Source organism: Chryseobacterium culicis (assembly GCF_900108365.1).
GTDB classification, from domain to species: Bacteria; Bacteroidota; Bacteroidia; order Flavobacteriales; family Weeksellaceae; genus Chryseobacterium; species Chryseobacterium culicis.
In genome coordinates this window covers 1,366,093-1,391,007 of record NZ_FNWQ01000001.1, presented here as the reverse complement: position 1 = coordinate 1,391,007, position 24,915 = coordinate 1,366,093, and the positions used below count along the sequence as shown (strand labels likewise).

At 38.8% G+C, this 24,915-nt stretch carries 25 protein-coding genes; 17 read left to right on the top strand and 8 right to left on the bottom strand.

Going from position 1 to position 24,915, the window contains the following annotated elements; all coding sequences use genetic code 11:
• Window positions 1–98 precede the first annotated feature (98 nt).
• The 7 genes from BLW74_RS06125 to BLW74_RS06095 form a co-directional block, all read right to left on the bottom strand.
• Window positions 99–1,760 (bottom strand): beta-N-acetylhexosaminidase, encoded by a 1,662-nt coding sequence (locus BLW74_RS06125; protein ID WP_089690722.1) that lies wholly within the window; start codon window positions 1,758–1,760, stop codon window positions 99–101.
• A gap of 53 nt (window positions 1,761–1,813) precedes the next feature.
• Window positions 1,814–2,392 (bottom strand): sugar O-acetyltransferase, encoded by a 579-nt coding sequence (locus BLW74_RS06120; protein ID WP_228424790.1) that lies wholly within the window; start codon window positions 2,390–2,392, stop codon window positions 1,814–1,816.
• Between the two features lie 72 nt (window positions 2,393–2,464).
• Entirely contained in the window at window positions 2,465–3,028 is a 564-nt protein-coding gene (locus tag BLW74_RS06115) for a Crp/Fnr family transcriptional regulator (protein ID WP_089690528.1), read from the bottom strand.
• Between the two features lie 320 nt (window positions 3,029–3,348).
• Window positions 3,349–3,867, bottom strand: coding sequence for a DUF2911 domain-containing protein (locus tag BLW74_RS06110; protein WP_089690527.1), 519 nt, complete (start codon window positions 3,865–3,867; stop codon window positions 3,349–3,351).
• A gap of 38 nt (window positions 3,868–3,905) precedes the next feature.
• Entirely contained in the window at window positions 3,906–5,597 is a 1,692-nt protein-coding gene (locus BLW74_RS06105; protein WP_089690526.1) for a sodium:solute symporter family protein, read from the bottom strand.
• A 100-nt stretch (window positions 5,598–5,697) separates the two neighbouring features.
• Complete coding sequence (locus BLW74_RS06100) at window positions 5,698–8,199, bottom strand: PIG-L family deacetylase (protein ID WP_089690525.1); 2,502 nt, start codon at window positions 8,197–8,199, stop codon at window positions 5,698–5,700.
• Between the two features lie 145 nt (window positions 8,200–8,344).
• Complete coding sequence (locus BLW74_RS06095; protein WP_089690524.1) at window positions 8,345–9,016, bottom strand: hypothetical protein; 672 nt, start codon at window positions 9,014–9,016, stop codon at window positions 8,345–8,347.
• A gap of 156 nt (window positions 9,017–9,172) precedes the next feature.
• On the opposite strand from BLW74_RS06095, the gene BLW74_RS22215 reads away from it, so the two are divergent.
• Together BLW74_RS22215 and BLW74_RS06090 are read left to right on the top strand one after the other, a co-directional pair.
• On the top strand, window positions 9,173–9,370 hold the full coding sequence (locus tag BLW74_RS22215; RefSeq protein WP_139265707.1) for a hypothetical protein: 198 nt from the start codon (window positions 9,173–9,175) through the stop codon (window positions 9,368–9,370).
• Between the two features lie 216 nt (window positions 9,371–9,586).
• The gene (locus BLW74_RS06090; protein WP_089690523.1) at window positions 9,587–10,804 is read left to right on the top strand and encodes a hypothetical protein; all 1,218 of its coding nucleotides are present in this window, start codon (window positions 9,587–9,589) and stop codon (window positions 10,802–10,804) included.
• Between the two features lie 185 nt (window positions 10,805–10,989).
• On the opposite strand, the gene ribA is transcribed toward BLW74_RS06090, so the two are convergent.
• Complete coding sequence (gene ribA, locus BLW74_RS06085; protein ID WP_089690522.1) at window positions 10,990–11,580, bottom strand: GTP cyclohydrolase II; 591 nt, start codon at window positions 11,578–11,580, stop codon at window positions 10,990–10,992.
• Window positions 11,581–11,677: 97 nt separating this feature from the next.
• On the opposite strand from ribA, the gene BLW74_RS06080 reads away from it, so the two are divergent.
• The 15 genes from BLW74_RS06080 (at window position 11,678) to BLW74_RS06010 (ending at window position 24,825) form a co-directional block, all read left to right on the top strand.
• On the top strand, window positions 11,678–12,337 hold the full coding sequence (locus tag BLW74_RS06080; RefSeq protein WP_089690521.1) for a TetR family transcriptional regulator C-terminal domain-containing protein: 660 nt from the start codon (window positions 11,678–11,680) through the stop codon (window positions 12,335–12,337).
• Between the two features lie 134 nt (window positions 12,338–12,471).
• Window positions 12,472–13,788 carry an ABC1 kinase family protein gene (locus BLW74_RS06075; RefSeq protein ID WP_089690520.1) on the top strand — a complete coding sequence of 439 codons (1,317 nt, stop codon included), beginning with the start codon at window positions 12,472–12,474 and terminating at the stop codon, window positions 13,786–13,788.
• 115 nt (window positions 13,789–13,903) lie between these two features.
• Complete coding sequence (locus BLW74_RS06070) at window positions 13,904–14,059, top strand: DUF2256 domain-containing protein (protein ID WP_076597833.1); 156 nt, start codon at window positions 13,904–13,906, stop codon at window positions 14,057–14,059.
• Window positions 14,011–15,309, top strand: coding sequence for a DASH family cryptochrome (locus BLW74_RS06065; protein ID WP_089690519.1), 1,299 nt, complete (start codon window positions 14,011–14,013; stop codon window positions 15,307–15,309). The genes BLW74_RS06070 and BLW74_RS06065 overlap by 49 nt, the downstream gene beginning before the upstream one ends.
• Complete coding sequence (locus BLW74_RS06060) at window positions 15,294–16,772, top strand: cryptochrome/photolyase family protein (RefSeq protein WP_089690518.1); 1,479 nt, start codon at window positions 15,294–15,296, stop codon at window positions 16,770–16,772. Before BLW74_RS06065 ends, BLW74_RS06060 begins: the two co-directional genes overlap by 16 nt.
• Before the next feature lie 149 nt (window positions 16,773–16,921).
• Complete coding sequence (locus BLW74_RS06055; protein ID WP_089690517.1) at window positions 16,922–17,203, top strand: TIGR03643 family protein; 282 nt, start codon at window positions 16,922–16,924, stop codon at window positions 17,201–17,203.
• A gap of 194 nt (window positions 17,204–17,397) precedes the next feature.
• Window positions 17,398–18,096: an SDR family NAD(P)-dependent oxidoreductase gene (locus BLW74_RS06050; RefSeq protein WP_089690516.1), complete on the top strand. Its 699-nt coding sequence runs from the start codon at window positions 17,398–17,400 to the stop codon at window positions 18,094–18,096.
• A 25-nt stretch (window positions 18,097–18,121) separates the two neighbouring features.
• A complete protein-coding gene (locus BLW74_RS06045; RefSeq protein ID WP_089690515.1) occupies window positions 18,122–18,772 on the top strand; it encodes a MarR family winged helix-turn-helix transcriptional regulator in 651 nt (216 codons plus the stop codon).
• A gap of 102 nt (window positions 18,773–18,874) precedes the next feature.
• A complete protein-coding gene (locus tag BLW74_RS06040; protein ID WP_089690514.1) occupies window positions 18,875–19,801 on the top strand; it encodes an AraC family transcriptional regulator in 927 nt (308 codons plus the stop codon).
• A gap of 415 nt (window positions 19,802–20,216) precedes the next feature.
• Entirely contained in the window at window positions 20,217–20,990 is a 774-nt protein-coding gene (locus tag BLW74_RS06035) for an SDR family NAD(P)-dependent oxidoreductase (RefSeq protein WP_089690513.1), read from the top strand.
• Window positions 20,991–21,184: 194 nt separating this feature from the next.
• A complete protein-coding gene (locus BLW74_RS06030; RefSeq protein WP_089690512.1) occupies window positions 21,185–21,925 on the top strand; it encodes an SDR family oxidoreductase in 741 nt (246 codons plus the stop codon).
• Between the two features lie 35 nt (window positions 21,926–21,960).
• Window positions 21,961–22,713 (top strand): SDR family oxidoreductase, encoded by a 753-nt coding sequence (locus BLW74_RS06025; protein WP_089690511.1) that lies wholly within the window; start codon window positions 21,961–21,963, stop codon window positions 22,711–22,713.
• A 3-nt stretch (window positions 22,714–22,716) separates the two neighbouring features.
• On the top strand, window positions 22,717–23,139 hold the full coding sequence (locus BLW74_RS06020) for a hypothetical protein (protein WP_089690510.1): 423 nt from the start codon (window positions 22,717–22,719) through the stop codon (window positions 23,137–23,139).
• 47 nt (window positions 23,140–23,186) lie between these two features.
• A complete protein-coding gene (locus BLW74_RS06015) occupies window positions 23,187–23,909 on the top strand; it encodes an SDR family oxidoreductase (RefSeq protein WP_089690509.1) in 723 nt (240 codons plus the stop codon).
• Between the two features lie 19 nt (window positions 23,910–23,928).
• Entirely contained in the window at window positions 23,929–24,825 is an 897-nt protein-coding gene (locus BLW74_RS06010) for an NmrA family NAD(P)-binding protein (protein ID WP_089690508.1), read from the top strand.
• Window positions 24,826–24,915 lie beyond the last annotated feature (90 nt).

The following is a 24,915-nucleotide window of genomic DNA, read 5'->3' as shown; positions in this document are numbered from 1 at the left end:
CCATTACTATTAAGTTTGACAGATATAAGTATCTTATAATTATCGTTAGGTTTTAATTTTCAAATTTCAACCGTTCAAAAATAGTTAATCATATCTTTTTACTTCACGTAGTGAGAACTATAACGGATTCCCATCTTATCATACCTCCTGAATTGATCCCTGAGCCTGCGGGTAAAATCTGAATAGATTCGCGATTCCTTTGGCGACCATACGACCTCACTTAAGGCATCTATTCTCGGAAATAGCATATACTGAACTTTAGAAGGATTAGAGATATATTCTGACCATAAATTTCCCTGAGCACCCCAAATATACTTCTGCTCCTCTGCAGTGATCTCTTTTGGTACGGGCTCATATTGGTATACATCTTTTAACGGCAGGAATTTATTGGCCGTCAGACTATCATCTTTGATAAATTGACTGTGATTAAAGTAGAGCTTATCCTCCGGTGTCATGATAACTTTCTGTTTAGATCTGGCAGCAGCTATGCCTCCTTTCTCACCCCGCCAGCTCATAACAACAGCATTGGGAGCCAGCCCTCCATCTAATATTTCGTCCCATCCGATAATTATCCGTCCTTTGGAATTGACAAATTTTTCGATACGATGAATAAAATAACTCTGTAAGCCCGCTTCATCCTTTATCTGATTCACTTTCATGAAATTTTGCGTTTCCGGAGACTGTCTCCACCACACTTTTGAAGCTTCATCGCCTCCGATATGTATGTATCGTGAAGGAAATAGTTCCATCACCTCGGTTAAAACATCTTCCAGAAAACCGAATGTTCTCTCTGAAACCTGCAAAACATTATTATATTTGTTCATCATTCCCCAGGTTTCTGCCACCGAATATTTTTTATTGGGTTCAGTACCCAGTTCCGGATAGGCCGCAAGCACAGCCATGCTGTGGGCCGGCATCTCTATTTCCGGAATAACCGTAACATACCGATCTTCAGCATATTGTATAACTTCTTTGATCTCTTCCTGCGAATAGTATCCTCCATAGCGAACATTATCAGTTTTGATAACAGCATTTTCAGGTGTGATGGAGATTTTGTCCTGAAATACCTGATACTTAATACCTTCATTTCCAATCCCGGGCCAGAGCCCGATAATAGTCCCATTTCTCCAACTACCCACTTCAGTCAGTTTAGGATATTTTTTAATTTCTATCCTCCAGCCATGGTCATCAGTCAGATGCCAATGAAAATAATTCAATTTATGGAATGCTAAGTAATCAATATACTGTTTGATCAATTGGATATCAAAAAAATGCCTGCTAACATCAAGATGCATACCACGATAAGAAAACCGGGGATAATCATCAATCACAACGGAAGGAATTACAATCGATTGCGTATTGCTGGTTGGCAGCAGCTGCAATAAAGTCTGCATTCCGTAAAAAACGGAGGCATGAGATACTCCGGCTATTGAAATATCCCTATTTGAACTTTTCAGTCGATATCCATCTTCGAAGGTACTCGCTTTCTTGTCGAGCTCCATGAGTATATAATTATCCTCAGGCTTTTCCTTTACAATATCCAGTGTAATATTAAAAGAGGTCTTCAGGTACTGGTTCAGGAAAAGTGCAGATTTTTTATCAGACTCAGAAGCCACTACAATCTTTGTATCTTTGGTGATATGGAATCCTTTGTGATTCGATCTTATATATGCATGAGCAGGCACGGGGATGATACTGAGCTGAGCATTTAGCATCAGTGGCCCCCAAAAAAGCAAAGTGGACAATAATATTTTCTTCATTTTATCAATGATGCTTTGATTTTTATGATAGATTGTTTTCGTTATAAGGAAATTTACATCTGCTTTATTACTCTGCATGGATTGCCAACAGCGATAGAGTTCGACGGTATATCTTTTGTCACCACACTTCCTGCTCCAATAGTAGTATGATCACCAATAGTTACCCCGGGAAGAATAATAGAACCGCCGCCGATCCACACGTTATTTCCAATCGTAACAGGCTTTGTAAATGATTTCCAGAACGGAAATTCAGTTCCTTTAGCATAAGAAAGTCTTTCAAGCCCTCTCACCGGATGATTAACTGTATAAATATGCACACCTGGGCCTATGCCTGAATTGTCTCCAATGGTGATACGGTTGCCATCAAGAAAAATACAGTTCATATTGATTTCAACATTATTACCGATGTGAATATTTTCTCCGTAATCCACAAAAAATGGAGCCGCAATCCATACATTTTTGCCTCTTGAACCGATCAGCTTTTTCAGAATTTCATCGAGAGATTCACTTGCAGTTGTATCGGTCTGGTTATATTCTTTTTGCAGGCGCTTCGCAATATGCCAACGTTCAAGCAGTTCCTTATCTCCACAGTCATAGAGCTCTCCATTCAGCATCTTTTCTTTTTCTGTCATTTGTAAAACATTTATATGACGAAGATAGTCTATTATTCCCTGGTTCTTTTTTAAGTACTTAAAGAAATCAGATTATTTGCGCAGGGCACATAGTGTAACATGCGACATTCCCAGATACGATGCGATATGACCTAAATTCACTCTATTGAATAAATCTTTATTATTCAGGAAAAAATCATGATAGCGCTCTTCTGCTGACAGGTATAACCGCGAAATGAGTCTTCTCTCCAGATCCACGAAGGCATTCTGATGCAGTACGCGCAGCCAGTTTGCAATGTCATTATCATAAAGACAAAGGTCATGGATTTCAGGGATAGAGATGTAATAAAACAGTGAATTTTCCAGCACCTGAACCCTTTCGGATTCATATCCTTTTCTTTTACCATAAAAACTATTCGTAGAATAGATAAGATCTCCTTCTTTACTGAACCAGGAGGTAATCTCCTTACCATCCATTATTGTAAAAGATCTTGCTACCCCACGCTCTATAAAATAAAGATTGTTATTAATTTTTTCGGGGCTTACTAAAATCGTCTTTTTTCTGATTTCTATCGGAAGAAGTCTGTCGCTCAGTTTTTTTAGACTTTTATCACTTATACAATATGAATCCTTAATCGACTGTAATATTGCCTTCATAGATATCCATTAAATTAAATCATACTAAAGTAGTAAATTAATACCGCTTTAGAATTTCATACAACTATTATTAATCTTTATTGCCCTTATCTATCAAAATATATTCGAAAAAACGCAGAGATAAAAGCAACAAATTACAATGATCAAACCCATACATGAAATACATTTTCTAAATTCTCAAAAAATGATTCGATGCTCTGACCTGCAAATTCACTGACGGAGAAAGCTTTTAAACAGCTGTCTCCTTTTCCATCCTGAAACATCTCTTATAAAAAACAAAAATCCCGGATTAACGGGATTTTATTCTGTAGTATTTAAATTTATTTGATTTCTACCGGAACTGAGATTTTATCCCAATCCATTGTGAAACCATTACTATGTATTTTATAAACTAAATTTTCCTGTGTTGCCGGTAGCGCTTTTGTTTTTACATCAACACGTAAAGCATCTTTAGCCTGCTCGTATTTATAAGCGCCCCATTGTTTTGGCTCCTTATTAAAAATGGCAGTCCAGGTTCCGCTTTGTTTAGGGATTAAGAAAAAGCTGTATTTACCTGCAGGGAGCTTTTTCCCCTGAACGGTAATGTCTTTATCCGTTTCGAAAGTAGTTGCTTCATTAGCCCCAGCACGCCAAACCTTATCATAAGCTTCTAAACCGCCCCAGATTGTACGCCCTTTTACGGAAGGACTACTGTAGGCTATAGTAATATTTGCATCTTTAATTTTTCCCGTAGCCGTAGCCGGAGGGCTGGCAGGTTTTTTAGTATCCTGTGCAAAGGCATTCAGGGAGATTGTCATTGTCGCAGCGAGTACGGCAGCAGATTTAATGATGGTTTTCATAGAATTTTTATTTGTTTGTTCGTTTTGCTATTGTTTGTTTACGAATTTACTGCTTTCTGCTTATAAAACAGTAATATGATTGTCGAAAATATAATAACTGCCGCGGCGCCGATTACATTAAGCCACAGAAAAGAAACAATATCAAACTGATAAACGGCAATCACAGCAATTTCTGATAAAATAGCAGCAATAAATACATTCGCACCATTGATTTTTTTATAGTAAAATGCAACCAGAAAAATTCCCAGGATCGGGCCGTAGAAAAGAGAGCCTAAAACATTAACCGCTTCAATAAGAGAGCCCATCTGCGTAGCAAACATGGCTACACCGATGGAGAAGATACCCCATGCTAAAGTGTGCAGACGGCTGTACCTCAATTCGGTTCTTTCATCAGGAATTTCTTTTGTAAATAGTAAATGAACATCTTTTAATGAGCAGGCAGCAAGGGAATTCAGCGCTGCCGAAATGGAACCCCAGCTGGCCAGAAAGATAACAGCGAACAATAAACCGATCATCCCAGCAGGCAAGGTATTTTTCACGAAATACAGGAAGATGTAATTCGTATCTGTTTTCTCTGCATTGTAGCTTGATTTAGTAATGGCTTCCTCTACCCTGCTGTGCAGCGCTTTTACCTGTGCCTGTGTATTTTTAAAGTCCTCAATCGTTTTTTTAAGCTTCGGAGAATGAGTCTCTTTCAGCTTTAAGATTTCTTTTGATTCTGCATTGAATTTTACTTGCAGATTCTGATGCTCTTTTTCAAATACCGCAGCCTGCTCAGGCTGTGATTCTTTTAAATATTGGTAGGAGCGTTCATTAAAATAAATAGGAGCCGGCTTTAGAGAAAAGAATGCAAAGAGCAGGGCACCGATCAGAAGAATAGCAAACTGCATCGGAATCTTAACCAACCCATTCAGCAGTAATCCCATTTTTGCATTGGTATTATCTTTCGCGGTAATATACCTTCCCACCTGACTCTGGTCGGTACCAAAGTAAGAAAGAGCCAGAAAGAATCCGCCAATTAAGCCGCTCCAAATATTGTATTTATCTTTCCAGTCAAATTCTGTGGTGATTACATTGAGCTTTCCGGATTTCCCTGCCAGATACAGTGCATCGTTAAAACCGATTCCATCCGGCATGTTTTGAATAAGCAAATAACCTGCAAAAGCCATTGTTCCCAGAATGATGAGAAACTGTAATTTTTGGGTATGGGCGATTGCTTTTGCTCCGCCAACGTAAGTGTAAATCAACAGAATACCGCCTGTTAAAATGTTGGTCAAATAAATATTCCAGTTTAAAACGCTTGATAAGATGATACTCGGAGCATAAATGCTGATTCCTGTGGACAACCCTCTGGAAAAAAGAAAAAGCAGTGAAGTGAGCACCCTTGTTTTTTTATCAAATCGGTTTTCTAAATATTCGTAGGCCGTGTAAACATTTAAACGCTGAAAAATCGGGATGAACGTGATACAGATCACAATCATCGCCAAAGGAAGACCAAAATAATACTGAACGAAACGCATACCATCTGTATAAGCCTGACCCGGCGCTGAAAGAAATGTAATGGCACTGGCCTGCGTAGCCATAATCCCAATCAGCACAATGTACCAGGGCATCTTATTATCTGCTTTCAGATAAGTTGCGTTGCTTTTTTGTCCACGACCGATGAATACGCCATAAACAACCACTACAACAAGTGTAACAATGAGAACTGTCCAATCTATACTACTCATGCCCAGAATTTAGTAAACAAATAATACAATACGATCTGCAATACCAATGCAGCTGCCAGTAACAGATACCAGGTCTTCCAATTTTTAAGTGGCTTGTTCATTAGTTCTTCTGCGCAGATAAAAAGTTAAAAAATAAACGTGCCGCCCCCACATTTCCTGCAGGCAGCTGTCTGAAAAATGACAACGGTGTATAAATAAAATTGCCCTTCCCGTATTTGGCATATAAAGTTGATCCTTTCAGCGGCTCTTCATCTGTATCGTGCATTTCAAAAAGAGGTTCGTATTCGGCATCCCATTGAACAGGGAAATAGGCGCCGCGCTCCTGCAACCAGCCTTTAAAATCATCTGCAGTAATTTTGTTAGGAAAATTCAGTAATTTATGATTAGGATTTAAAAACGTAACAGCAGCATTTTCTTCGGTAACCCTTTTATTGGCAATACTAAAATTGTACATTCCCAATTTGTCAACGGTAGTATCCTGATTGGTATTATACTGCATTACTAAATTACCGCCGGCTTTTACATAAGACCATAAAAAAGGCATCCAGCGACCCAGCTTTTTCTCTGTATTATTGGCACGGACTCCCAATACAATTGCGTCATATTGTGACAGTTTGTTTTGGCTGCCGTTTCCGGATTCATCCGGGTTGCCGTAAAAATCTCCGTCTTTCAAAACATCTACCTGAATACCTGCAATGCGCAGGAACTCAGGAATAAAATCACCTGCACCTTCTATGTAGCCCACTTTTTTAATCTTCGCCTGAATATCACCTTTCATTACCGTTACGGCCGCAGGTGAAAAATATTGTAAAGTGGGTAAATGCGGATACTGAATTACTATCTGCTTTTTATTATAAGTTACTCCATCTGCAACAAAACGGGCATCCAACTGCAATCGGGATGAATGTATTGCGGCAAGTTTACTTTTGGGGATAACATAATCTACGGTAAAATCTTTTCCTTTAAGCGGGCTTACAGTAGTACTACCCAATTGTTCTCCGTTGTATATCACATGGAGATTCCCGTTACTGTACGGTCTGTCAGAATTAACCTTAATATTTAGACTCAAATGTAAATCTTCATTGTCTTTCGCCCAATAAAGAGGTTGCGTAAATTTCAGTTCCAATGCAGGAACAATTCGCAGCGCTTCGACTACATCACCACGGACCGGGTCTAATTTCTTGAAAGATAAAGGTAGTTTAACTTTAAATTTTTCCGAACCTATTTTTAATCCAAGTAAAACATTCAGTGGCGATTCTGCCTCAGGCAACCCAATTAAAGTATCATTCGGAACAGAGAAAGTTGCAGCGTTCATAGCTGGTTTTGCCAGCCAGTAAGGTTCTGTGGGTGCTGCATCTGCAGGAATCTGAATATCATGCTGTATGGTAACCAAAGAATCTTTTGATAGTTTTCTGTTAAAACTTTCTGATTGACTTAACCATTGTACATTTTCTAAAATGACAGGATTTGCAGCTCTTGAAATCAGATTTAGCCTGAAATTGTAATGATCTCCGGCTACTGCTTCAGCCTGATTGGTTACGACCTCGCCCATAAACCCGGCACAGCTTAAAATGATATTGTCAAGAGCTTTAAGTTTATCCTTTCTAAGGTCTGCATCATTGAGCGCCGCTATCTTTTTTCGCAAAGCAAGCAAAGCAGGCAGGCTCTGATCAGGATTATTGAAATTGAAAGCGGAAATAATTGTATCTAATGACTGGTCAATATCTGCCTTTCCTTGTGAAGTCCAGGTTTTACTTATTCCATCAAAAAGGGTGGCTTTTGCAGGTTCGCCGGTAACATGCGAAAAATATTCCGTTCTGATGCCGGCTACAGACTGTGTTCCTGCTCCCTGGCTTTTATGTAAACTTCTGCTTAATCCTGCCAATTCACCATAGCCCATTCCTAGCTGAGCATCATATTGCCCTACAGTAACTTTCAGCTGATTTTCATTGGTTGTATTGACACCACCAAACCGGAAGGTATTCCACAATACCCGTTTTGGCTGCCATACATTAACATATTTCAGTTGAGCCGGGAAAGCATTTTTATCACCTGCCAGCTTAAAAGCTTTTTCCGCAACCACTGCAGAAGCGGCATGCTGTCCGTGGCCTGCCGCAGCTGTGGGAGGAAAACGGCAAATGATAACATCCGGCCTGAATTGACGGATTACCCAAACTACATCCGCTGTTATAGCGTCAGCATCCCATTGTTTAAAAGTATCAGCAGTGTTCTTAGAGAACCCGAAATCAATCGCCCTGGTAAAAAACTGTTGGGCGCCGTCCAGCTTTCTGGCCTCTAAAAGTTCATGTGTTCTTATTAAACCCAGTGCAGCACCTTGTTCTATGCCTAATAAATTCTGTCCGCCATCACCTCTGGTTAAAGACAAATAGCCCGTTTCTACATTTTGGTCATTGATTAACCAGGAGAGTAATCCGGTATTTTCATCATCGGGATGGGCTGCAAGGTATAAAACTTTAGGCAGTTGTTTAAGGGTTTTGATTTCGCGGTAAATTTCAGAAGATTTTGAGGGCCGGACCTGCTGGGCCGAACAAAAAACCGTATAAAATCCAAGGATAAATACAGTGCTTACTTTTTTGAACATTTAATTTTACTTTGCAAAGCAAATATAAGTAAATCATCTTTCTTTCAAACTTAAAAGAATGAAACTATGAATTTCACAAAATAAAATAAACATTAAAACTAATTATCCATAAATAAATTAAAGTTTCAAGAAAAATAAAAACTGCTTATTTTTTCCTTATAGTATTCCCTGTAAGATAGATATAATTAAACATGCAGAATGTTGCGGCCGCGCCGAAAGTATGCCATAAGAAGTGTGTTCCGAAACTAATCCACTCCCATTTGTCAGCGATCCGGAAGGTCAATGCAAAAACAAATGACAATAAAGCAAACCCTACCCATCTGCCGGCTTTCCAGTGCGTATAGATTAAATACCTTACTACCGAAAAAAGGACAAATGAGGCCATGATTGCATAATTTACGTTGATAAAAAGAGAAGGATTATCTGCCAAAATCCAATTTCTTAAAGCAAACACAAGAGCCGGATATACCAGAACCATTACGGCAGCGTAATACCATCGGGTACTCTGAGCTACAAAATAAAATCCTGCAGACAGACAGAGCAGCATAATGGGCAGCCAATCCATCATGATAAATACCGGCCATTGCCTGAAAGAATGGTAAATAGTTCCTCCTAAGGCACCGATGTATAACAATACCAGGCAATATGCTAAAAAAGAATACTCTTTAAAACTACCCTTTATCTTAATGGTCCAAAAAATAGCCAAAGCTAAAAACAATATTGCAGTTATTGCATTTAATGGCTCAGGGAAAAATTGAGCCATATCTGTTTCTTTATATAACATGCCTCCATCAGGAGGTATTGGGTTTATCGGCATTGTCTTTTTTATATTATATTCACAGGCATGTTTTAGATTGCAAAATACAAACACAAACCATTGTACCATCCATAAGTAAAATAGATACTAATATTCTTCTAAAGATAGAAAAATTATGGCATTATAATGTTGACTGTTCCGATTGTGTTGTACAACATGTTAATTCTGCTTCTTACATTAACAATATGCATGCATTATGAAGTGGCTAAAAAAGATGAACGCAAGTCTTACAGGGGAAAATACCAAAATATTTTGCTGATCAGCGCATTCTTACCAGACAATAAAATCACCGAAGCTGATAAAATTATTTCGCCTAAAACCAACAATTTCAAAAATGAAAATTTTACATTATAAACAAACAAAGACATCATATTTTTTTTCATAAAAAATAATTGTAGGTTGTAATTTACATAAAAACATAATTTAATATAAATAATTTTAATCGAAAAATCAGATATAAAATCAAACAAAACGTGATTAACCATTTAATTTTTATCAATTATAAAGTAATTATTTTTTATTTTTCATAAAAAAAAGGTATATTTGACCTACCACATAAATCACCTTGATATGAAAACAAAATTTACACAATTCACAGCTATTCTTATTTCCGGATTCTCATTTGCCCAAGTAGGGGTTAATACAACTTCACCCAAAACAACGGTGGATGTATCTGCTAAAAGAGATACTTCAGGACTGATTACGGATAACACTCAGACCTTGGGCTTACAGGCTCCCAGACTTACAAGAGCTGAGCTTACGGCAAATACTGCTACCTATAGCAGCGATCAGAGTGGAGCCTTGATTTATATAACGGATGTTACCGGTGGAGATGCTGTGGGACAACGTATTAACGTTACTGCAACAGGCTATTATTATTTTGACGGAACAGTATGGCAAAGACTTACACAAGCAACCAATGCCGTTGCTCCGGCGATTTCTGCATTACAATGTACAACAGCTTACCTAAGCCCTTCTACTTATACGGCTGGTACTCCTTTCACCGGAAATCTGAGAATTAGCTACAGCCAGGGAAACGGAGGTGCGTATAATTCAGGAACTCCTTTTACAGTAAACGGATTAACCTTCCAGTTAAGACCCGGAACCCTGGAGTTTGGTGATGGTGAACTGGTATTCTCAGTAAGCGGAACTCCTACCACTGCCAATGATATGACGCTTCCTATCACCAGCGCTACAGTTCCTTTCTTAACAGCTGCACAAAACTGTACCGCTACAGTAGGAAATACCAGCCGTGCAGACATTGCATCTGTCGCAGTGATGGGATATCCTACCCTGACCACCGACTCCAACGGCAAACAGGCGTATACTTTCCCTCTTGCTACTCCAGATGGCAAGTATTCAATCAGAGTACTATTTGATACCACCAGTGGTACCACCCCTGCCAATCCTAACGTACAATTATATAATAATACAGGTTCTACCGTTAATCTTTACTGGAATTATAATACCGAATATGGTGGTTATATTGGTTCTGCTGTAACAACCAACAATATAACTTCAGGAGTTTGGGGCGGTATGGCAGATTCATCCGCTACCTGGTATCCTCAGGGAACTGGGGCAATGGGAAATGCATACTGGGGGAACATAGGGATTATAGATGGAGCTGGCGGAGGACCAGAGCATAGAAGATATACCTGGATAGACAGTAATTCTTCCTCAAAAACCGCTTATACCGCAACCATTATGGCGGGAGCCCCTACTTCAGGCAACGCCCAGCCCAACCTTACTAAAATATTCATAAAGATAGAGCAGGTAAAAGCACAATAATATAATGCCCCTTTTTAGACTGCCCCCAAAAAGTTAGACACTTTTTAGGGGCATTTCTTATTATCAAAGGGTTCAAGCTGTCTTATAGAAAGGCTTATTACAAAAATTCCTTTGTCCAAATCAGTTCGTAAGAAAGTACTATCATAATAAATGGAGACCGTGGAATTTCTAAGTGAATAAGAATATTACACCTTTTCCAGTAGATGCCCGAAGTAATCCTTCTTTTTAGAAAGATAACTTTCATTCACCTCATTGGATTCTATTTCAAGAGGAATTCTGTGATGAAGTTTAATCCCGCTATTTTCAAGAGATTTAAGCTTATCCGGATTATTTGTTAGCAGATTAATTTCTTTCACCTGTAAGATCTTCAGCATTTCAACTGCCCCATCAAAATTTCTTGCATCTGCGGGCAGACCCAGTTTGAGATTCGCTTCCACTGTATCAAAACCTTGTTCCTGAAGTGCATAGGCTCTTAGTTTATTGATAATTCCTATGTTTCTGCCTTCCTGGCGAAGATAAATAATCATTCCTCCGTTTTCAGCCATATATTTCATGGCCGTATCCAGCTGTTGTCCGCATTCACATTTTTTAGAATGAAAAATCTCTCCGGTGATACATTCCGAGTGAAAACGGACGTTCACTGTTTTGCTGAAATCTGTGTTTTCTGATACCCAAACCAAGTGCGGATTCCAGTCCTTTTCGTATTCTGAAAAGGCATAAACAGTAAACATTCCAAAATCTGTAGGTATATTCGATTGTGCCTGTATTTTTAACATCATTCAAAAATTAAATGGTTTATATAGTACAAATTTATACTTTATTTAAATTAAAAATAAAATTTATTACTAAATTTGTTAATAAATAAATTCTATTATGCAAGAACAAGCCAACATCACGCAGGAAAAAATATTTGAGCGGTATGGAGATTATCTTTTGAATCATGGAGAAAAACCAAAGAATGTGTATCTCTTTGCTAAAGAAAACAACTTTGAAGAGAAAGAATTTTACCATTATTTTTCAGGCTTCGAGCAGATTGAAAGTGAAATAATGAATCATCTTTTTACAAAATCGCTGGAACTTGCTGCTGAAGTTAATTCATCAGATGAAATTACAACCAAGGAAAAGCTTCTGAATGTTTACTACATTTTCTTTGAAAATCTGACAATGAACCGTTCATTGGTGCTATCCATTTTGGGAAGCAGCAAAATCCAGAATATCAAAACGCTTAAGACTCTCAGGGAAACCCATCAGCACTTTGTCAACACTTTGGATTTCAATGAATGGGAACTGATCCGGAAAGCAAAGGAAGACCTCCGAAAGTTCAACGAAAAATCAAGACAGGAAGTCCTTTGGCTCCATCTTATTTCCTCAATTGATTTCTGGAAGAAAGACACCTCTCCCGATTTTGAAAAGACCGATATTTTCATTGAAAAAACCATAGATACCGGCTTTGAACTGATGGACAACGAACCCCTGAGAAAAGTTTTCGATCTGGGAAAATTTCTCTGGAAGGAAAAATTTAAAATGAGCTGATGCAGCTCTTTTAAAGGGAACAATTTACCACAAGCCTATATTTGATAGTTCTCTTACTGCAAATGCTCTGTAATCTCTAAAGTCAGCAATTTAAAAAACCTTGCGGGCTTTGCTTTGAAAACACACAAAAAAAAATGAAAACATTAGACAAAATTCCGACAGGAAAAATTGAACGTACAGGAAGCCTGCTGAAAGCTGGCGCAAAAGTGGGAGTCAATTACCTGAAATATTACGGAAACAAAATAACAAAAGACGAAGATGAAGCACGCAAAATTCTGAATGAAAACAATGCAGCGGATATTTATGACTCCCTGAAAGAACTGAAAGGTTCCGCCCTGAAAGTTGCTCAAATGCTGAGTATGGAAAAAAATATACTTCCGGTGGAATATGTAGATAAATTTTCGCTTTCACAGTTTTCCGTTCCGCCTTTGTCTGGTGCTTTGGTCAAGAAAACGTTCAGAAAATACTTTGGGAAAAATCCGGAAGATATTTTTGATGAGTTTTCTGCCGAATCTGTGAACGCAGCGAGTATCGGACAGGTTCATACAGCGAAAAAAGGGAATAAAAAGCTGGCGGTCAAAATCCAGTACCCAGGAGTAAAAGAAAGTATTTCCAGTGATCTTAAAATGGTGAAACCCATTGCCATGAAGATGTTCAACATTAAAAAAGAGGGTTCAGAATCTTACTTTCAGGAAGTGGAAGACAAATTGTTTGAAGAAACCGATTACAGCCTGGAGCTTAAAAGAAGTCAGCATTTTTCGGAAGAATGCAGCCATCTTCCGAACGTGAAATTTCCGCAATATTATCCGGCATATTCTTGTGAGAAAATTATTACAATGGATTGGATGTCAGGAATTCATTTTTCAGAATTTACCAAAAAACAGAATTCGCAGGAAGATTTGAACAAACTCGGACAGACACTTTGGGATTTTTACATGTATCAAATGCATGTGCTGAAAAAAGTTCATGCAGATCCACATCCCGGAAATTTCCTGATTTCAGAAGATAAGGAATTGATGGTTATTGATTTTGGATGTATCAAAGAAATTCCTGAAGATTTTTACATTCCGTATTTTGAATTGGCTCAAGAAGAAAATCTTAAAAATCCTGAGATATTCCGTGAGAAATTATTTACGCTGGAAATCCTTCGTGAAGAAGATTCTCCACAGGAAAAAGAGTTTTTTGCCAAGCTGTTCTACGAATTGCTTGAATTATTTACCCGACCATTTAATCAGGAAAAATTTGATTTTTCAGATGAATCTTTCTTCCAGGAAATTGCCGATCTGGGTCAAAAATATGCCAAAGCAGGCGATATGAAGGGAATGAATACCAACCGCGGTTCAAGACATTTCATTTATCTGAACAGAACGTTTTTCGGGCTGTATAATATGATGCACGATTTAAGATCGAAAGACGTGGTGATTCATAATTTTAAAAACTACTTACAGTAATTTTTTCAATAGTAAATAAATTTTTCTAAAGACTCTTCCTCATAATGAAAAAAATTACAGTTGTCGAAGAATAATAGGTACCAAAAATGATGTCCAAAAGTAAAACTACAAAAATATGCCATCAGGATTACCTTCCAAAATCTGTGAAGTCTGCGGACTTCCTTTCAGTTGGCGGAAAAAGTGGAAGAAAAACTGGGACGATGTAAAATATTGCAGCGAAAGATGCCGAAAAAACAAAAAATCAACATCCTCTGGTTCACCAAAGATTTAAGAACAAGAGATTCAGAATCCTTATATAAGGTGATGCAGGAAGATTTGCCTTTTCTTGCCCTCTATGTTTTTGATTCTGATTTTTTTGCACAAAAACAGTTTGGCTGTAGAAAAATTATGCAATTCAGAGCCAAATTCCTGCTGGAAACGGTTGAAAATGTAAAACAGAATTTAGCCCGGCAAAGGATTCCTTTTTTAGTTAAATATGGAAAAACAGCGGATATTTTCAAAGACATTTCCGAAGAATTTGAGGTGGTTAAGATTTTCTGTCAGGAAGAATGGACAAAAGAAGAAGTGGGTTTACAGGCTAAAATTGAAAAAGTGGTTCCGTATGCAGTTTGGGAAAAATCGTACTCGCAGTTTTTGGTTCATCCGCTTTTTGTTTTTAAAGTTCTGGATAAAATTCCGCTGCTTTTCACAACGTTCAGACAGAAAATTGAAAAAAATCTTCTGATCCGTCCTGAATTTGAATCGGAAAAAGATCTTTATAAAGGAGTACATATTCCTCTGAAAAGCGATGAAATTTCTTTGAAATTATTAGGTTTTGAAAACTTTGAAATTGATGAAAGAACAGCTTTTCCATTTTCGGGCGGAGAAAATGCAGCGTTAAAAAGATTACATCATTATTTCTCAGAAACACGGAATCTGAGCAGATATAAAGACACCCGAAACGGTTTGTCGGGAGCAGATTACAGTTCTAAATTTTCCGCGTGGCTATCAGACGGCAGCCTTTCTGCCGTCACGGTGTATTCCGAAATTAAAAAATATGAAGAAGAATTCGGAGCTAATGATTCAACGTATTGGCTGGTTTTTGAACTGTTATGGAGGGATTTTTTCAGGTATACTTCTTTACAGTACAACGATTTAATTTTCCGGAAAAACGGAATCAGCGGGCAAAAATATGCTGTAGAAAACAATCGGGAACTGATTCAAAAATGGAAGGACGGAGAAACTGAGTCCGATTTTGTGAATGCGAATATGCTTGAACTGAAAAGTACCGGCTGGATGAGCAATCGTGGCCGGCAAAATGCGGCTTCCTATTTCTGCAAGACCCTGAAACAGGACTGGAGAAAGGGGGCAGCTTATTTTGAGGGAATGCTTATTGATTATGATGTTCACAGCAATTATGGCAACTGGATGTATCTCGCCGGCGTTGGAAATGATAATCGGGACAGAAATTTCAACCCTGAAAAACAGGCAGAAATATATGACTCAGGACAAGAATACAGAAAATTATGGATAAAGAAGTAAAACATACCGCTCAATTGATCTTTCCGCATCAGCTTTTTAAGGATATGGATTATCTGGATAAAAATCAGCCTGTATTTCTGGTGGAGGAATTTCTGTTTTTTAAACAATATTCTTTTCATAAACAGAAAATTGCATTTCATAGGGCAACCATGAAATTCTATGAAAACAGACTGAAAAAAGCGGGTTTTAAAGTTGAATACATTGAAAGTTCATCAAAATTTTCGGATATCAGACATTTAATTCAAAAGCTTGCAAAAGAGGGTTTTAAAGCGATAAAAACAACTGATGTCTGCGATAACTGGCTGGAAAAAAGGCTGAAAAAGACAAAGCTGGAACTTGAAATCATGGACAGTCCGCTTTTCATCAATACCCAGGAAGATCTTAAAGAATATTTCGAAGATAAAAAATCCTATCATCAGACTGATTTTTACAAACAGCAGAGAATCACACGAAACATCCTGATGAAAGCCGGAAAACCATTGGGTGGAAAATGGACATACGACACAGAAAACCGCAAAAAATATCCGAAAAATAAGAAAGCTCCTGCAATTTATTTCCCGAAAAACAATGACTTTTATGAAGAAGCGAAACAATATACAGAAAAACACTTCGCCAAAAATTACGGAATGCTAACTGATGAGCAGCTTTATCCTACTACTTTTACTGAAGCTGAACAATGGCTGGAACAGTTTTTTGAGAACCGATTCCACGAGTTTGGCATATATGAGGACAGCATTGTGGAAAATGAACATTTTCTGCATCACAGCATACTTTCTCCGTTGATGAACATCGGGCTTTTAACGTCTGAAAATGTTCTCGAAAAAGCAATTTCCTTCGCACAGGAGAATGATATCCCGGTGAATTCTCTGGAGGGTTTTGTACGCCAGATTTTGGGTTGGCGGGAATTTGTGCGTGGTGTTTATATTTATCAGGGAACGGATCAGCGGAATAACAATTACTGGAAACATCAGCAACACCTGCCGGAATCATTTTACACCGCCAAAACGGGAATCCGGCCTATTGACAGCTCGCTGCGGAAACTTTTAAAAACCGGTTATGCCCATCACATCGAAAGACTGATGATTTTTGCCAATTTTATGAACCTCTGTCAGTTCAATCCCGATGAGGTTTATCAGTGGTTTATGGAAATGTTCATTGATTCTTACGATTGGGTGATGGTTCCGAATGTGTATGGAATGAGCAGCTATTCGGATGGCGGTAAAATGAGTACTAAACCTTACATCAGCGGAAGCAATTACATTAAAAAGATGAGTGACTACGGCGACGGAGACTGGACCGAAAAATGGGATGCCCTATTCTGGAATTTTATCAATGACCATAAGGATTTCTTTGCTAAAAATCCCAGACTGGGAATGATGCTGAAAACGCTGGAGAAAATGCCGGAAGAAAAGCGAAAGCAGCATTTTAAAGCCGCAAAGAAATTTATCGGGAATGTTAAATGATTCTTTCAGCCACGCAGGAAATGTCTGAATGTAATCTTGAAAAAGAAAAAAAGGCTTCGACAAGCTCAGCCTGACAAAGCAGAATAAAGTTAGTATAAGAGATATTATCACGGGCTTCCCGGAGGATATTTCAGGGTAAAAAAATAAAAATGAATAAAAACCTCAACATAAAAGAAATTGACAGAATCATCGAAATGGCTTGGGAAGACAGAACGCCGTTTGAAGCGATACAATTTCAGTTTGGAATCAGTGAATCAGAAGTGATTGAACTGATGCGGTCGGAACTGAAGGAATCGAGTTTCAAACTCTGGAGAAAAAGAGTGAATTCCGGAGTGAGCCAGAAACATCTGAAAAAAAGAAGTGAAGAAATCAACCGCTTTAAATGCAGCAGGCAACGGATGATCAGCAATAATAAAATATCGAAAAGATAATTGGTGCAATTGAAAAAGCCCTATAGGCTTAGGGTTTTAAGCTAAAAATAATTAAAAGGCTTCGGCAAGCTCAGCCTGAAAGTATCGAAATATCTGATCTAATATTATTAGAATTCTCACACTGCGCTTGTCGAAGCGTCTTAAATTCAAAAAGAGAAGGCCTTAACGTTATAAAAAATCGAAAGTAAATCACTATGAAAAATATTGTCATCATCGGCTGTGGAAAAGGCATTGGCCTCGCAACGGCAAACAAACTTGCAGAAAAACACAAAATCATCGGAATTTCCAGAACTGAAAATCCGGAACTGAATCATCCTAATATTGAATTCCACACAATGGACATTATGACGGGAAATTTAGATGAAATCAGCTTTCCTGAAGTTATTGACGGATTGGTTTATGCGCCGGGAAGCATTACTCTAAAGCCATTCAACCGGCTTTCTGCGGATGATTTTAGAAATGATTTTGAAATTAATGTTTTAGGAGCGGTAAAGACGGTTCAAAAACTGCTGCCCAATCTCAAAAAATCTGAAAGTGCATCAGTTGTTCTTTTCAGTTCGGTGGCAGCAAAACTGGGAATGCCTTTTCATGCATCTGTTGCCGCAAGTAAAAATGCTGTGGAAGGTCTTACAAAAAGTTTAGCAGCAGAATTTTCGGCTCAGAAAATTAGGGTTAATGCGATTGCACCTTCTTTAACGGACACCCATCTGGCATCACAGCTTTTATCAACACCGGAAAAAAGAGAGGCTTCTGCGAAGAGACATCCGCTGCAGAGAGTTGGAACAGCTGAGGAAATGGCGGAAATGGCGGCTTTTTTGGTTTCGGATCAGTCGTCCTGGATTACCGGACAAATTTTCGGTGTTGATGGTGGAATGGGAAGTGTGAAGCTTTAAAAAATATTTAGATTAAATTTGCGCTATGAATACTGACTTTTTCATTGACTTGCTGCATCAGGTAAAAGAATTTGAAAACTCCGGATCTTATAAACCTCACTCCACTGTTGAGGATTTCCGTTTATGGCTGAATGATAAAAAATACAGAACGGAAAGCCCTACAAAGCTTTTTAAAAATGAACAGCATCAGGTTTCTTTCACAGAAAATGAAATCTGCAAGCAGGTTTTACTGTTGGGAAGGTATTCTAAACAACTGATCAGAAAGGGTCTGAATGATTTTCCTGAATTGGCCAATGAAGAATTCACTTATCTCTACCGGCTGAAAGATGAACCGAATCTCACTAAAATTCAGCTGATTGAAAGAAACGGACACGAAAAACAAACCGGTACGCAGATTATCAAACGTCTTCTGGAATATGGCTTAATCGAGGAAAAAAACGACATTGAGGATAAAAGAAGCAAACGCCTGAACATCAGCACGAAAGGAGAAGATTATTTCCACCGCTCCGTTGAAAAAGTGAATATGACGTCCAGAATTCTTGCGGGCAAGCTTGAAAATAAAGAAAAAGCACAACTATTGGAATTACTCAGAAAATTAAATGATTTTCATTCACACATCTACTCAGAATACAGAAGCTTAGACATTGACAAAATCTTTGAATTAGCCGGTTCTTAACACAAAGTTGAGAATAACCTGTGTTTTAATAAGCTTGCAATTCTTTCGGTTGCAGGTAAATGAGTATATTTGAACAGATTCTGTCAAAAAAACAATAATCAAGTGGCAAATTCTAAAAGAATTGAATCCAACTCGCTATTTCAACTGTATCAGGCTTTACACCTGTCTGTAGAATTATTTGACTCAGGGGAATGTTTTACCATTTTCAATCTCAATGAAATTGGATTCGAACTTCCTTACACTTCAGATTCCTATCGGCCTAATTTTTTCTCCTTTCTGTTTGTGAAGAATGGGAAAGGCAGATACACCATTGATGAACAGACTTTTGAAGTTGAACCCCACTCAATTTACTTCACCAATCCCAGCAATTACCGTACATTCAGCTGGACACAAATAGATGATATACTCCTGATAACTTTTGACGAAACCTTTCTGAAAAAATACATTGGAGAAGATGTTTACACAGATTTTCCTTTTCTTCTTACTGAAACTGTAAGGCCAAGAGTGGTGGCGGATCATTTCTTCGAAGAAGTTGCAGTAATTAATGTAGAGATCGTAAACGAGTACAGAAAAAATACAGCTTCCAAATACAAAATTATAGGTCATCTGTTGGCTGTCCTTCTTTTTAAGATCAGGGAGCATATCTGGGTTGATTATAATCCTATCTATGAAGGAAACCGCAGTTCCCAGATTGTTATTTCTTTTAAAAGAATTTTAGAGCAGCATTATCGTGATCTGAGTTTAGGAAAAGCTGATCTGGCTTTCCGTGTGCAGGATTATGCCAATGCACTTCATCTGCATCCCAATTACCTAAGCAGTGTTATCAAAAGCAAAACAGGGAAAAACATTACCGCCTGGATTGCCGAGAAAACGCTTACGGAAGCGAAATCCTTATTACAGAATGAGGATATGACGATCAAGGAAATCAGCTACAGATTGGGCTTCTCAGAAACCTCACATTTCAGTAACTTTTTTAAAAAGTATGAGAAAACATCACCTATCTTATACAGAAAATCTCACCACTCTTAAGAGCTTTTAAGCAGGAAATAACAGGTTCGAAGGAAATATCTGTAACACTTATCTATATCCACACAACGAGTATACTGTTATGCATTAATTGCAGAAAACGTGAAGAAAATACCTGCGTTTTTTACACAATACGGATACTTCAGGTTTTTAGCAGGAGCAGAAACTTCGCTACTCCCCTACTCGCAATCGTAAAAAGCAGATATTAAGTATTGCTTTGCCAAAACTTCTTTAATATTTGCAATGCTTGCTTTAATATTTGCAACTCTAACAAGGCACAGCGTGCATACCTTTGAATAAGCAATTTATTAATGAAAAAAGCTGCTTGGCATTCATCAATGTTGACAGCTATTGCATTAAAACCAAGCCACCAATCGGGGGTTATCTAATCATTTTCTAATACAATCAAAATAATAAAATGGGACGAATATTCATTACAGGATCTTCTGACGGCCTTGGCATGATGGCCGCAAAAATACTGATCCAACAGGGACATCAGATAGTACTTCATGCAAGAAATCAGGACAGAGCCGAACAAGCACTTGAAGCCAATCCAAAAGCAGAAACGGTATTAACTGCTGATCTGGCCAGTATTTCAGAAACCATTGACCTCGCTAAGAAAGTCAATAAACTTGGAAGGTTTGATGCTGTTATCCATAATGCTGCAGTGGGTTACAGGGAACCGAGAAAAATATTGACTACAGATGGTTTACCGCATGTCTTTGCCATAAACAGTCTTTCCCCATACATCCTAACTGCTCTTATTGAGAAACCCAACAGGCTTATATATATAAGCAGTGGTCTCCACCGCGATGGAGACAGCAGCCTGGATGACCTACTATGGGAACAAAGAAACTGGAACGGATTTCAGGCTTATTCTGATTCCAAACTGCACAATGTACTACTTGCCTTTGCGGTTGCCGAAAGATGGAAAGATGTCGCATCTAATGCACTGGAACCGGGATGGGTAGCTACTAAAATGGGAGGAGCCGGAGCTCCGGACAGTCTTGCAGATGCTCCACTGACACAGGTGTGGTTAGCTTCTTCTATGGATGCCCATGTGCTCAAATCGGGAGGTTATTATTATCATAAAAAACCACAGAATTTGCATGCTGATGCTAAAAACAGGAAAATACAGGAGATATTTATTGATAAATGCGCAGAAATCTCAGGTATCACGCTCCCTGACTAAGCCGTTTTATCTTAGAGCTGAAGTTATTTAAATTTTGCAACTCATCCTTTAAAATTCGCAACAATTCAGGGCACAGGAGATAATACCTTTGACCTGGGATAAAAAAGTGTAAATACAAACCGGACCACCCATTTACACTGAATATAATACGTAAGAGGGAAAGACGGTTTCATCAAACAAAAAAATAAATAAAAATGAAAAATTTAGCAGAAAAAGTGGCAGTAGTAACAGGTTCATCGAAAGGAATCGGGGCTGCCATTGCATTGAGATTGGCACAGGAAGGTGCCAGAGTTGTTGTAAACTACAGCGGCAACAAAGCAGCGGCAGATGAGACTGTATCAGGTATCACTTCATCAGGAGGAGAGGCCATTGCTATTAAAGCTGATGTGAGCCGAAAGGAAGAAGTTATACGCCTGTTTACTGAAAGCATTGAGCATTTTGGAAACGTAGATATTTGGGTAAATAATGCTGGAGTAATGATCAATGCCCTAATCAAGGATCTTTCAGAAGAACAGTTGGAAAAACAATTGGATATTAACTTTAAAGGGGTATTCTACTCCCTTCAGCAAGCTGCAGCCCAACTTTCTGACAATGGAAGTATTATCAACCTTTCTTCAACGGTGACCCGAACTGCTTTTCCTACTTATGGAGTTTATGCTGCCACTAAAGCGGCAGTAGAACAGATGAGCCGCATTTTCGCAAAGGAAATCGGTTCGAGAGGAATTAATGTCAACTGCGTACTGCCCGGCCCGACAGGAACTGACTTGTTTCTCAAGGGAAAGTCTGAGGAACAGATCAAACAGCTTGCTTCCAGCAATGCGTTCGGACGTCTCGGAACTCCTGAAGACATAGCAGAAGTAGTTGCATTTCTTGCATCTGATCAGGCAAAATGGATTTCCGGACAAAGCATAGGTGCCAATGGGGGAATGGCCTGATCAAATTTTTGAAAATCAGTAAAAAATACTACAAAATGAACACATTAGTAAATAAAGTAGCCTTGATTACGGGCTCAGGAAGAGGCTTGGGAAAAGCCATTGCGGAACGTTATGCCGCTTTAGGCGCAGATATCGTACTGAATTACTCAAAAGACAAATCTTCTACAGATCAGGTAGAAAGCAACATTAAGGCAATGGGAGTAAAGGTTATTTCAATTCAGGCAGATGTAAGCAAAGTTGAAGATATTAAACGATTGTTTGAAGAAGCCAAAAAAACATTTGGAAAGATTGATATTGTTGTGGCTAATGCGGGGATAGAAATGGTAGAAACACCGGTGACAGAATTTACAGAAGAACAGTTTGACCGTCTCTTTTCAATCAATACTAAGGGGGCCTATTTTACCATGCAGCAGGCAGCGCTTCATGTGGAAGATAACGGCCGCATCATTTATATTGCATCCAGTACCACCGCTTTCCCGGTTCCTGGGATGGCAGTATATGGCGGAAGCAAAACAACACCGCGATATCTTGTTGATGTATTATCAAAAGAAATTGGACATCGGGGGGTTACTGTAAATTCCATTATTCCATTCGCTGTAGATCATTCCGGTATCTTCGCCGAGGAAGGAAGCTATCCTGAGCTGAGAAAATCCCTGCTGGAAAGTTGTCCTATGGGCAGACTTGCAGAAGTGGAGGATGTTGCCAATGCCGCAGAATTTTTCGCAGGGGGACTATCCTCATTTGTAAATGGCCAGCACCTGTTGGTTAATGGAGGAGCAAATCAGTAAGCAATGAAAATCTTCAGGGCTTTCGTACCGATCCTTCTTCTTTATAATCTATATGCGTGCGGACAGATAGGCAGCCATACCCACAAAACAATCAGCAAAATGGAATATTCTAAGATTAATAACCCCACGGTTCTTGCTGCTATTGAAGACTGGCAAAAAGGAGATCGTGCAAAATGGCTTTCACATTTTAATAAAAATGCCACGCTCTTGGACGACGGACATCCAAGGGATTTCATAAAATTTTCAACAGAGGCAATTGGTAAGGAATATTTTACCTCTATAGATAAAGCTGAAAATAACAGCAGGGATATTTACGGAAAATTCCATAGTGACAGCTGGGGTGATTTCAAAACATACTTCAAATTCAGGATAGGTTCAGACGGAAAGTTCGACCAATTGTTGATCGGACAGGCTGACATTGAATAACACAGAACAATTTTCGTCAAATATAATTTTAATATAAAAATTTCACAATGAAAACATTAGAAAACAAAAAAGTAATTATTCTAGGTGGCAGTTCAGGACTTGGATTGGCAACAGCCCAGGCAGCCGCTGCGGATGGAGCCGAAGTAATTATCGTTTCAAGCAATCAGCAGCGTATTGACAGAGCTTTGGCAACATTACCGGAAAATAGCAGAGGGTTTGCTGTGAGTTTAGATAAAGAAGAAAATATAAAGACTTTCTTTAGTACTATCGGCAAATTCGATCACCTGGTTTACACAGCGGGAGAAAATATTTCGATGAGTATGGTTGACGATACGGATATAGAAAATGGCAAAGATTTCTTCACAATACGTTTCTGGGGTGCCTTTGCAGCCATTAAATATGGTCGTCCCCACATCAATGAAGGAGGGAGTATAAATTTGATGAGCGGCAATTTTGGACAGCGTCCGGCGGCGGGATACAGCTTAGGCGCAACAATTTGTGGAGCAATGGACGCATTTACAAAGGCCATGGCTGTAGAGCTTGCTCCTGTAAGAGTCAATAATATTGCGGCAGGTATCATAGATACTAATTTATGGGGAAATCTTAGCCGGGAAGATAAAGAAAACTTTTTCAGCCACCTGGAAAATACGCTACTGTTACAGAGAGTTGGACAGCCAATGGATGTTGCGGATGCTTTTGTATTTCTCATGAAACAGGAATATATGACAGGACAGTCATTAGTGATTGATGGCGGTGCTGTATTAGTTTAAAATCAAATAGTAAAACATAATGTATACAGTGATAGGTGCCTCCGGGCATGTAGGCAGCATCGTTGCCACAGAACTATTAAATAAGGGATTAGCAGTACAGGCAATTCTCAGGAATCCCACCAAAGCAGCTCAATGGCAGGAAAAAGGAGCAAAGGTTGCTTTAGCAGACCTGTTAGATTATGACAGTCTGGCCACCGCATTAAAGGATACGGACACCTTATTTGTGATGACGCCGCCGGCCTTTGACCTCGAAGATCCAATTGGTGAGCATTTGAAAATGCTGGATAACATAGCAGCAGCAGTACAGCAGTCTTCAATCAGAAAAATTGTTTATTTATCTTCCATTGGCGGACATCTGCGTAATGGTACTGGGGCTATTCTTAAATTTTATGATATGGAACAAAAATTAAGATTACTGGATATCCCAACGGTAGGTATAAGGGCAGGCTGGTTTATGGAGAATTTCGGGGAAAGCATAAAACAAGCTGCTTCTAAGGGCTTTTTTTACAGTTTTATAAATCCTGCCGATCTAAAACTTCCGATGGTTGCGGCAAAAGACATTGGTCATCTTGCATCCTTGCTGATGCAGCAGGAATTACAGGGGCACCGCATGATAGAGCTTAGTGGTCCTGATGTATATTCTGCGGAAGACGTTGCCTCCGTATTGAGTACCCTATTTGAAAAGCAGATCAGTGTGAAGGTTATTCCGAGTGAACAGTATCAATCTACTTACAGACAATTCGGCCTTACCGATGCAGCAGCCAAACTAATGGCTGAAATGAACGAAGGATTCAATAATGGACATATCCGGTTTGAAAATAAAGAGGGCATCGAACAGATCTATGGAGAGACAACTCTGGCAGAGAATATGTCTTTCACAGTTGAAAAAGAACATATGAATTTCAGAGCTAAATAATACATTTGCAGCTCCATGGCCCTTATCTTGGCGAAGACCTCCTTTGTCCTCTGCAGTTATTGGACTCGCCTTTCCTGCCTCTACGGTACC

Coding starts and splice junctions, on each gene's coding strand:
- BLW74_RS06090 (WP_089690523.1), top strand. CDS start 9,587: ATGAAAACAAAATTTACACAATTCACAGCTATTCTTATTTCCGGATTC.
- BLW74_RS06105 (WP_089690526.1), bottom strand. CDS start 5,597: ATGAGTAGTATAGATTGGACAGTTCTCATTGTTACACTTGTTGTAGTG.
- BLW74_RS06050 (WP_089690516.1), top strand. CDS start 17,398: ATGAAAAATATTGTCATCATCGGCTGTGGAAAAGGCATTGGCCTCGCA.
- BLW74_RS06010 (WP_089690508.1), top strand. CDS start 23,929: ATGTATACAGTGATAGGTGCCTCCGGGCATGTAGGCAGCATCGTTGCC.
- BLW74_RS06080 (WP_089690521.1), top strand. CDS start 11,678: ATGCAAGAACAAGCCAACATCACGCAGGAAAAAATATTTGAGCGGTAT.
- BLW74_RS06125 (WP_089690722.1), bottom strand. CDS start 1,760: ATGAAGAAAATATTATTGTCCACTTTGCTTTTTTGGGGGCCACTGATG.
- BLW74_RS06070 (WP_076597833.1), top strand. CDS start 13,904: ATGCCATCAGGATTACCTTCCAAAATCTGTGAAGTCTGCGGACTTCCT.
- BLW74_RS06115 (WP_089690528.1), bottom strand. CDS start 3,028: ATGAAGGCAATATTACAGTCGATTAAGGATTCATATTGTATAAGTGAT.
- ribA (WP_089690522.1), bottom strand. CDS start 11,580: ATGTTAAAAATACAGGCACAATCGAATATACCTACAGATTTTGGAATG.
- BLW74_RS06120 (WP_228424790.1), bottom strand. CDS start 2,392: ATGACAGAAAAAGAAAAGATGCTGAATGGAGAGCTCTATGACTGTGGA.
- BLW74_RS06020 (WP_089690510.1), top strand. CDS start 22,717: ATGAAAATCTTCAGGGCTTTCGTACCGATCCTTCTTCTTTATAATCTA.
- BLW74_RS06100 (WP_089690525.1), bottom strand. CDS start 8,199: ATGTTCAAAAAAGTAAGCACTGTATTTATCCTTGGATTTTATACGGTT.
- BLW74_RS06055 (WP_089690517.1), top strand. CDS start 16,922: ATGAATAAAAACCTCAACATAAAAGAAATTGACAGAATCATCGAAATG.
- BLW74_RS06025 (WP_089690511.1), top strand. CDS start 21,961: ATGAACACATTAGTAAATAAAGTAGCCTTGATTACGGGCTCAGGAAGA.
- BLW74_RS06030 (WP_089690512.1), top strand. CDS start 21,185: ATGAAAAATTTAGCAGAAAAAGTGGCAGTAGTAACAGGTTCATCGAAA.
- BLW74_RS06035 (WP_089690513.1), top strand. CDS start 20,217: ATGGGACGAATATTCATTACAGGATCTTCTGACGGCCTTGGCATGATG.
- BLW74_RS22215 (WP_139265707.1), top strand. CDS start 9,173: ATGTTAATTCTGCTTCTTACATTAACAATATGCATGCATTATGAAGTG.
- BLW74_RS06095 (WP_089690524.1), bottom strand. CDS start 9,016: ATGCCGATAAACCCAATACCTCCTGATGGAGGCATGTTATATAAAGAA.
- BLW74_RS06045 (WP_089690515.1), top strand. CDS start 18,122: ATGAATACTGACTTTTTCATTGACTTGCTGCATCAGGTAAAAGAATTT.
- BLW74_RS06060 (WP_089690518.1), top strand. CDS start 15,294: ATGGATAAAGAAGTAAAACATACCGCTCAATTGATCTTTCCGCATCAG.
- BLW74_RS06015 (WP_089690509.1), top strand. CDS start 23,187: ATGAAAACATTAGAAAACAAAAAAGTAATTATTCTAGGTGGCAGTTCA.
- BLW74_RS06065 (WP_089690519.1), top strand. CDS start 14,011: ATGCCGAAAAAACAAAAAATCAACATCCTCTGGTTCACCAAAGATTTA.
- BLW74_RS06110 (WP_089690527.1), bottom strand. CDS start 3,867: ATGAAAACCATCATTAAATCTGCTGCCGTACTCGCTGCGACAATGACA.
- BLW74_RS06075 (WP_089690520.1), top strand. CDS start 12,472: ATGAAAACATTAGACAAAATTCCGACAGGAAAAATTGAACGTACAGGA.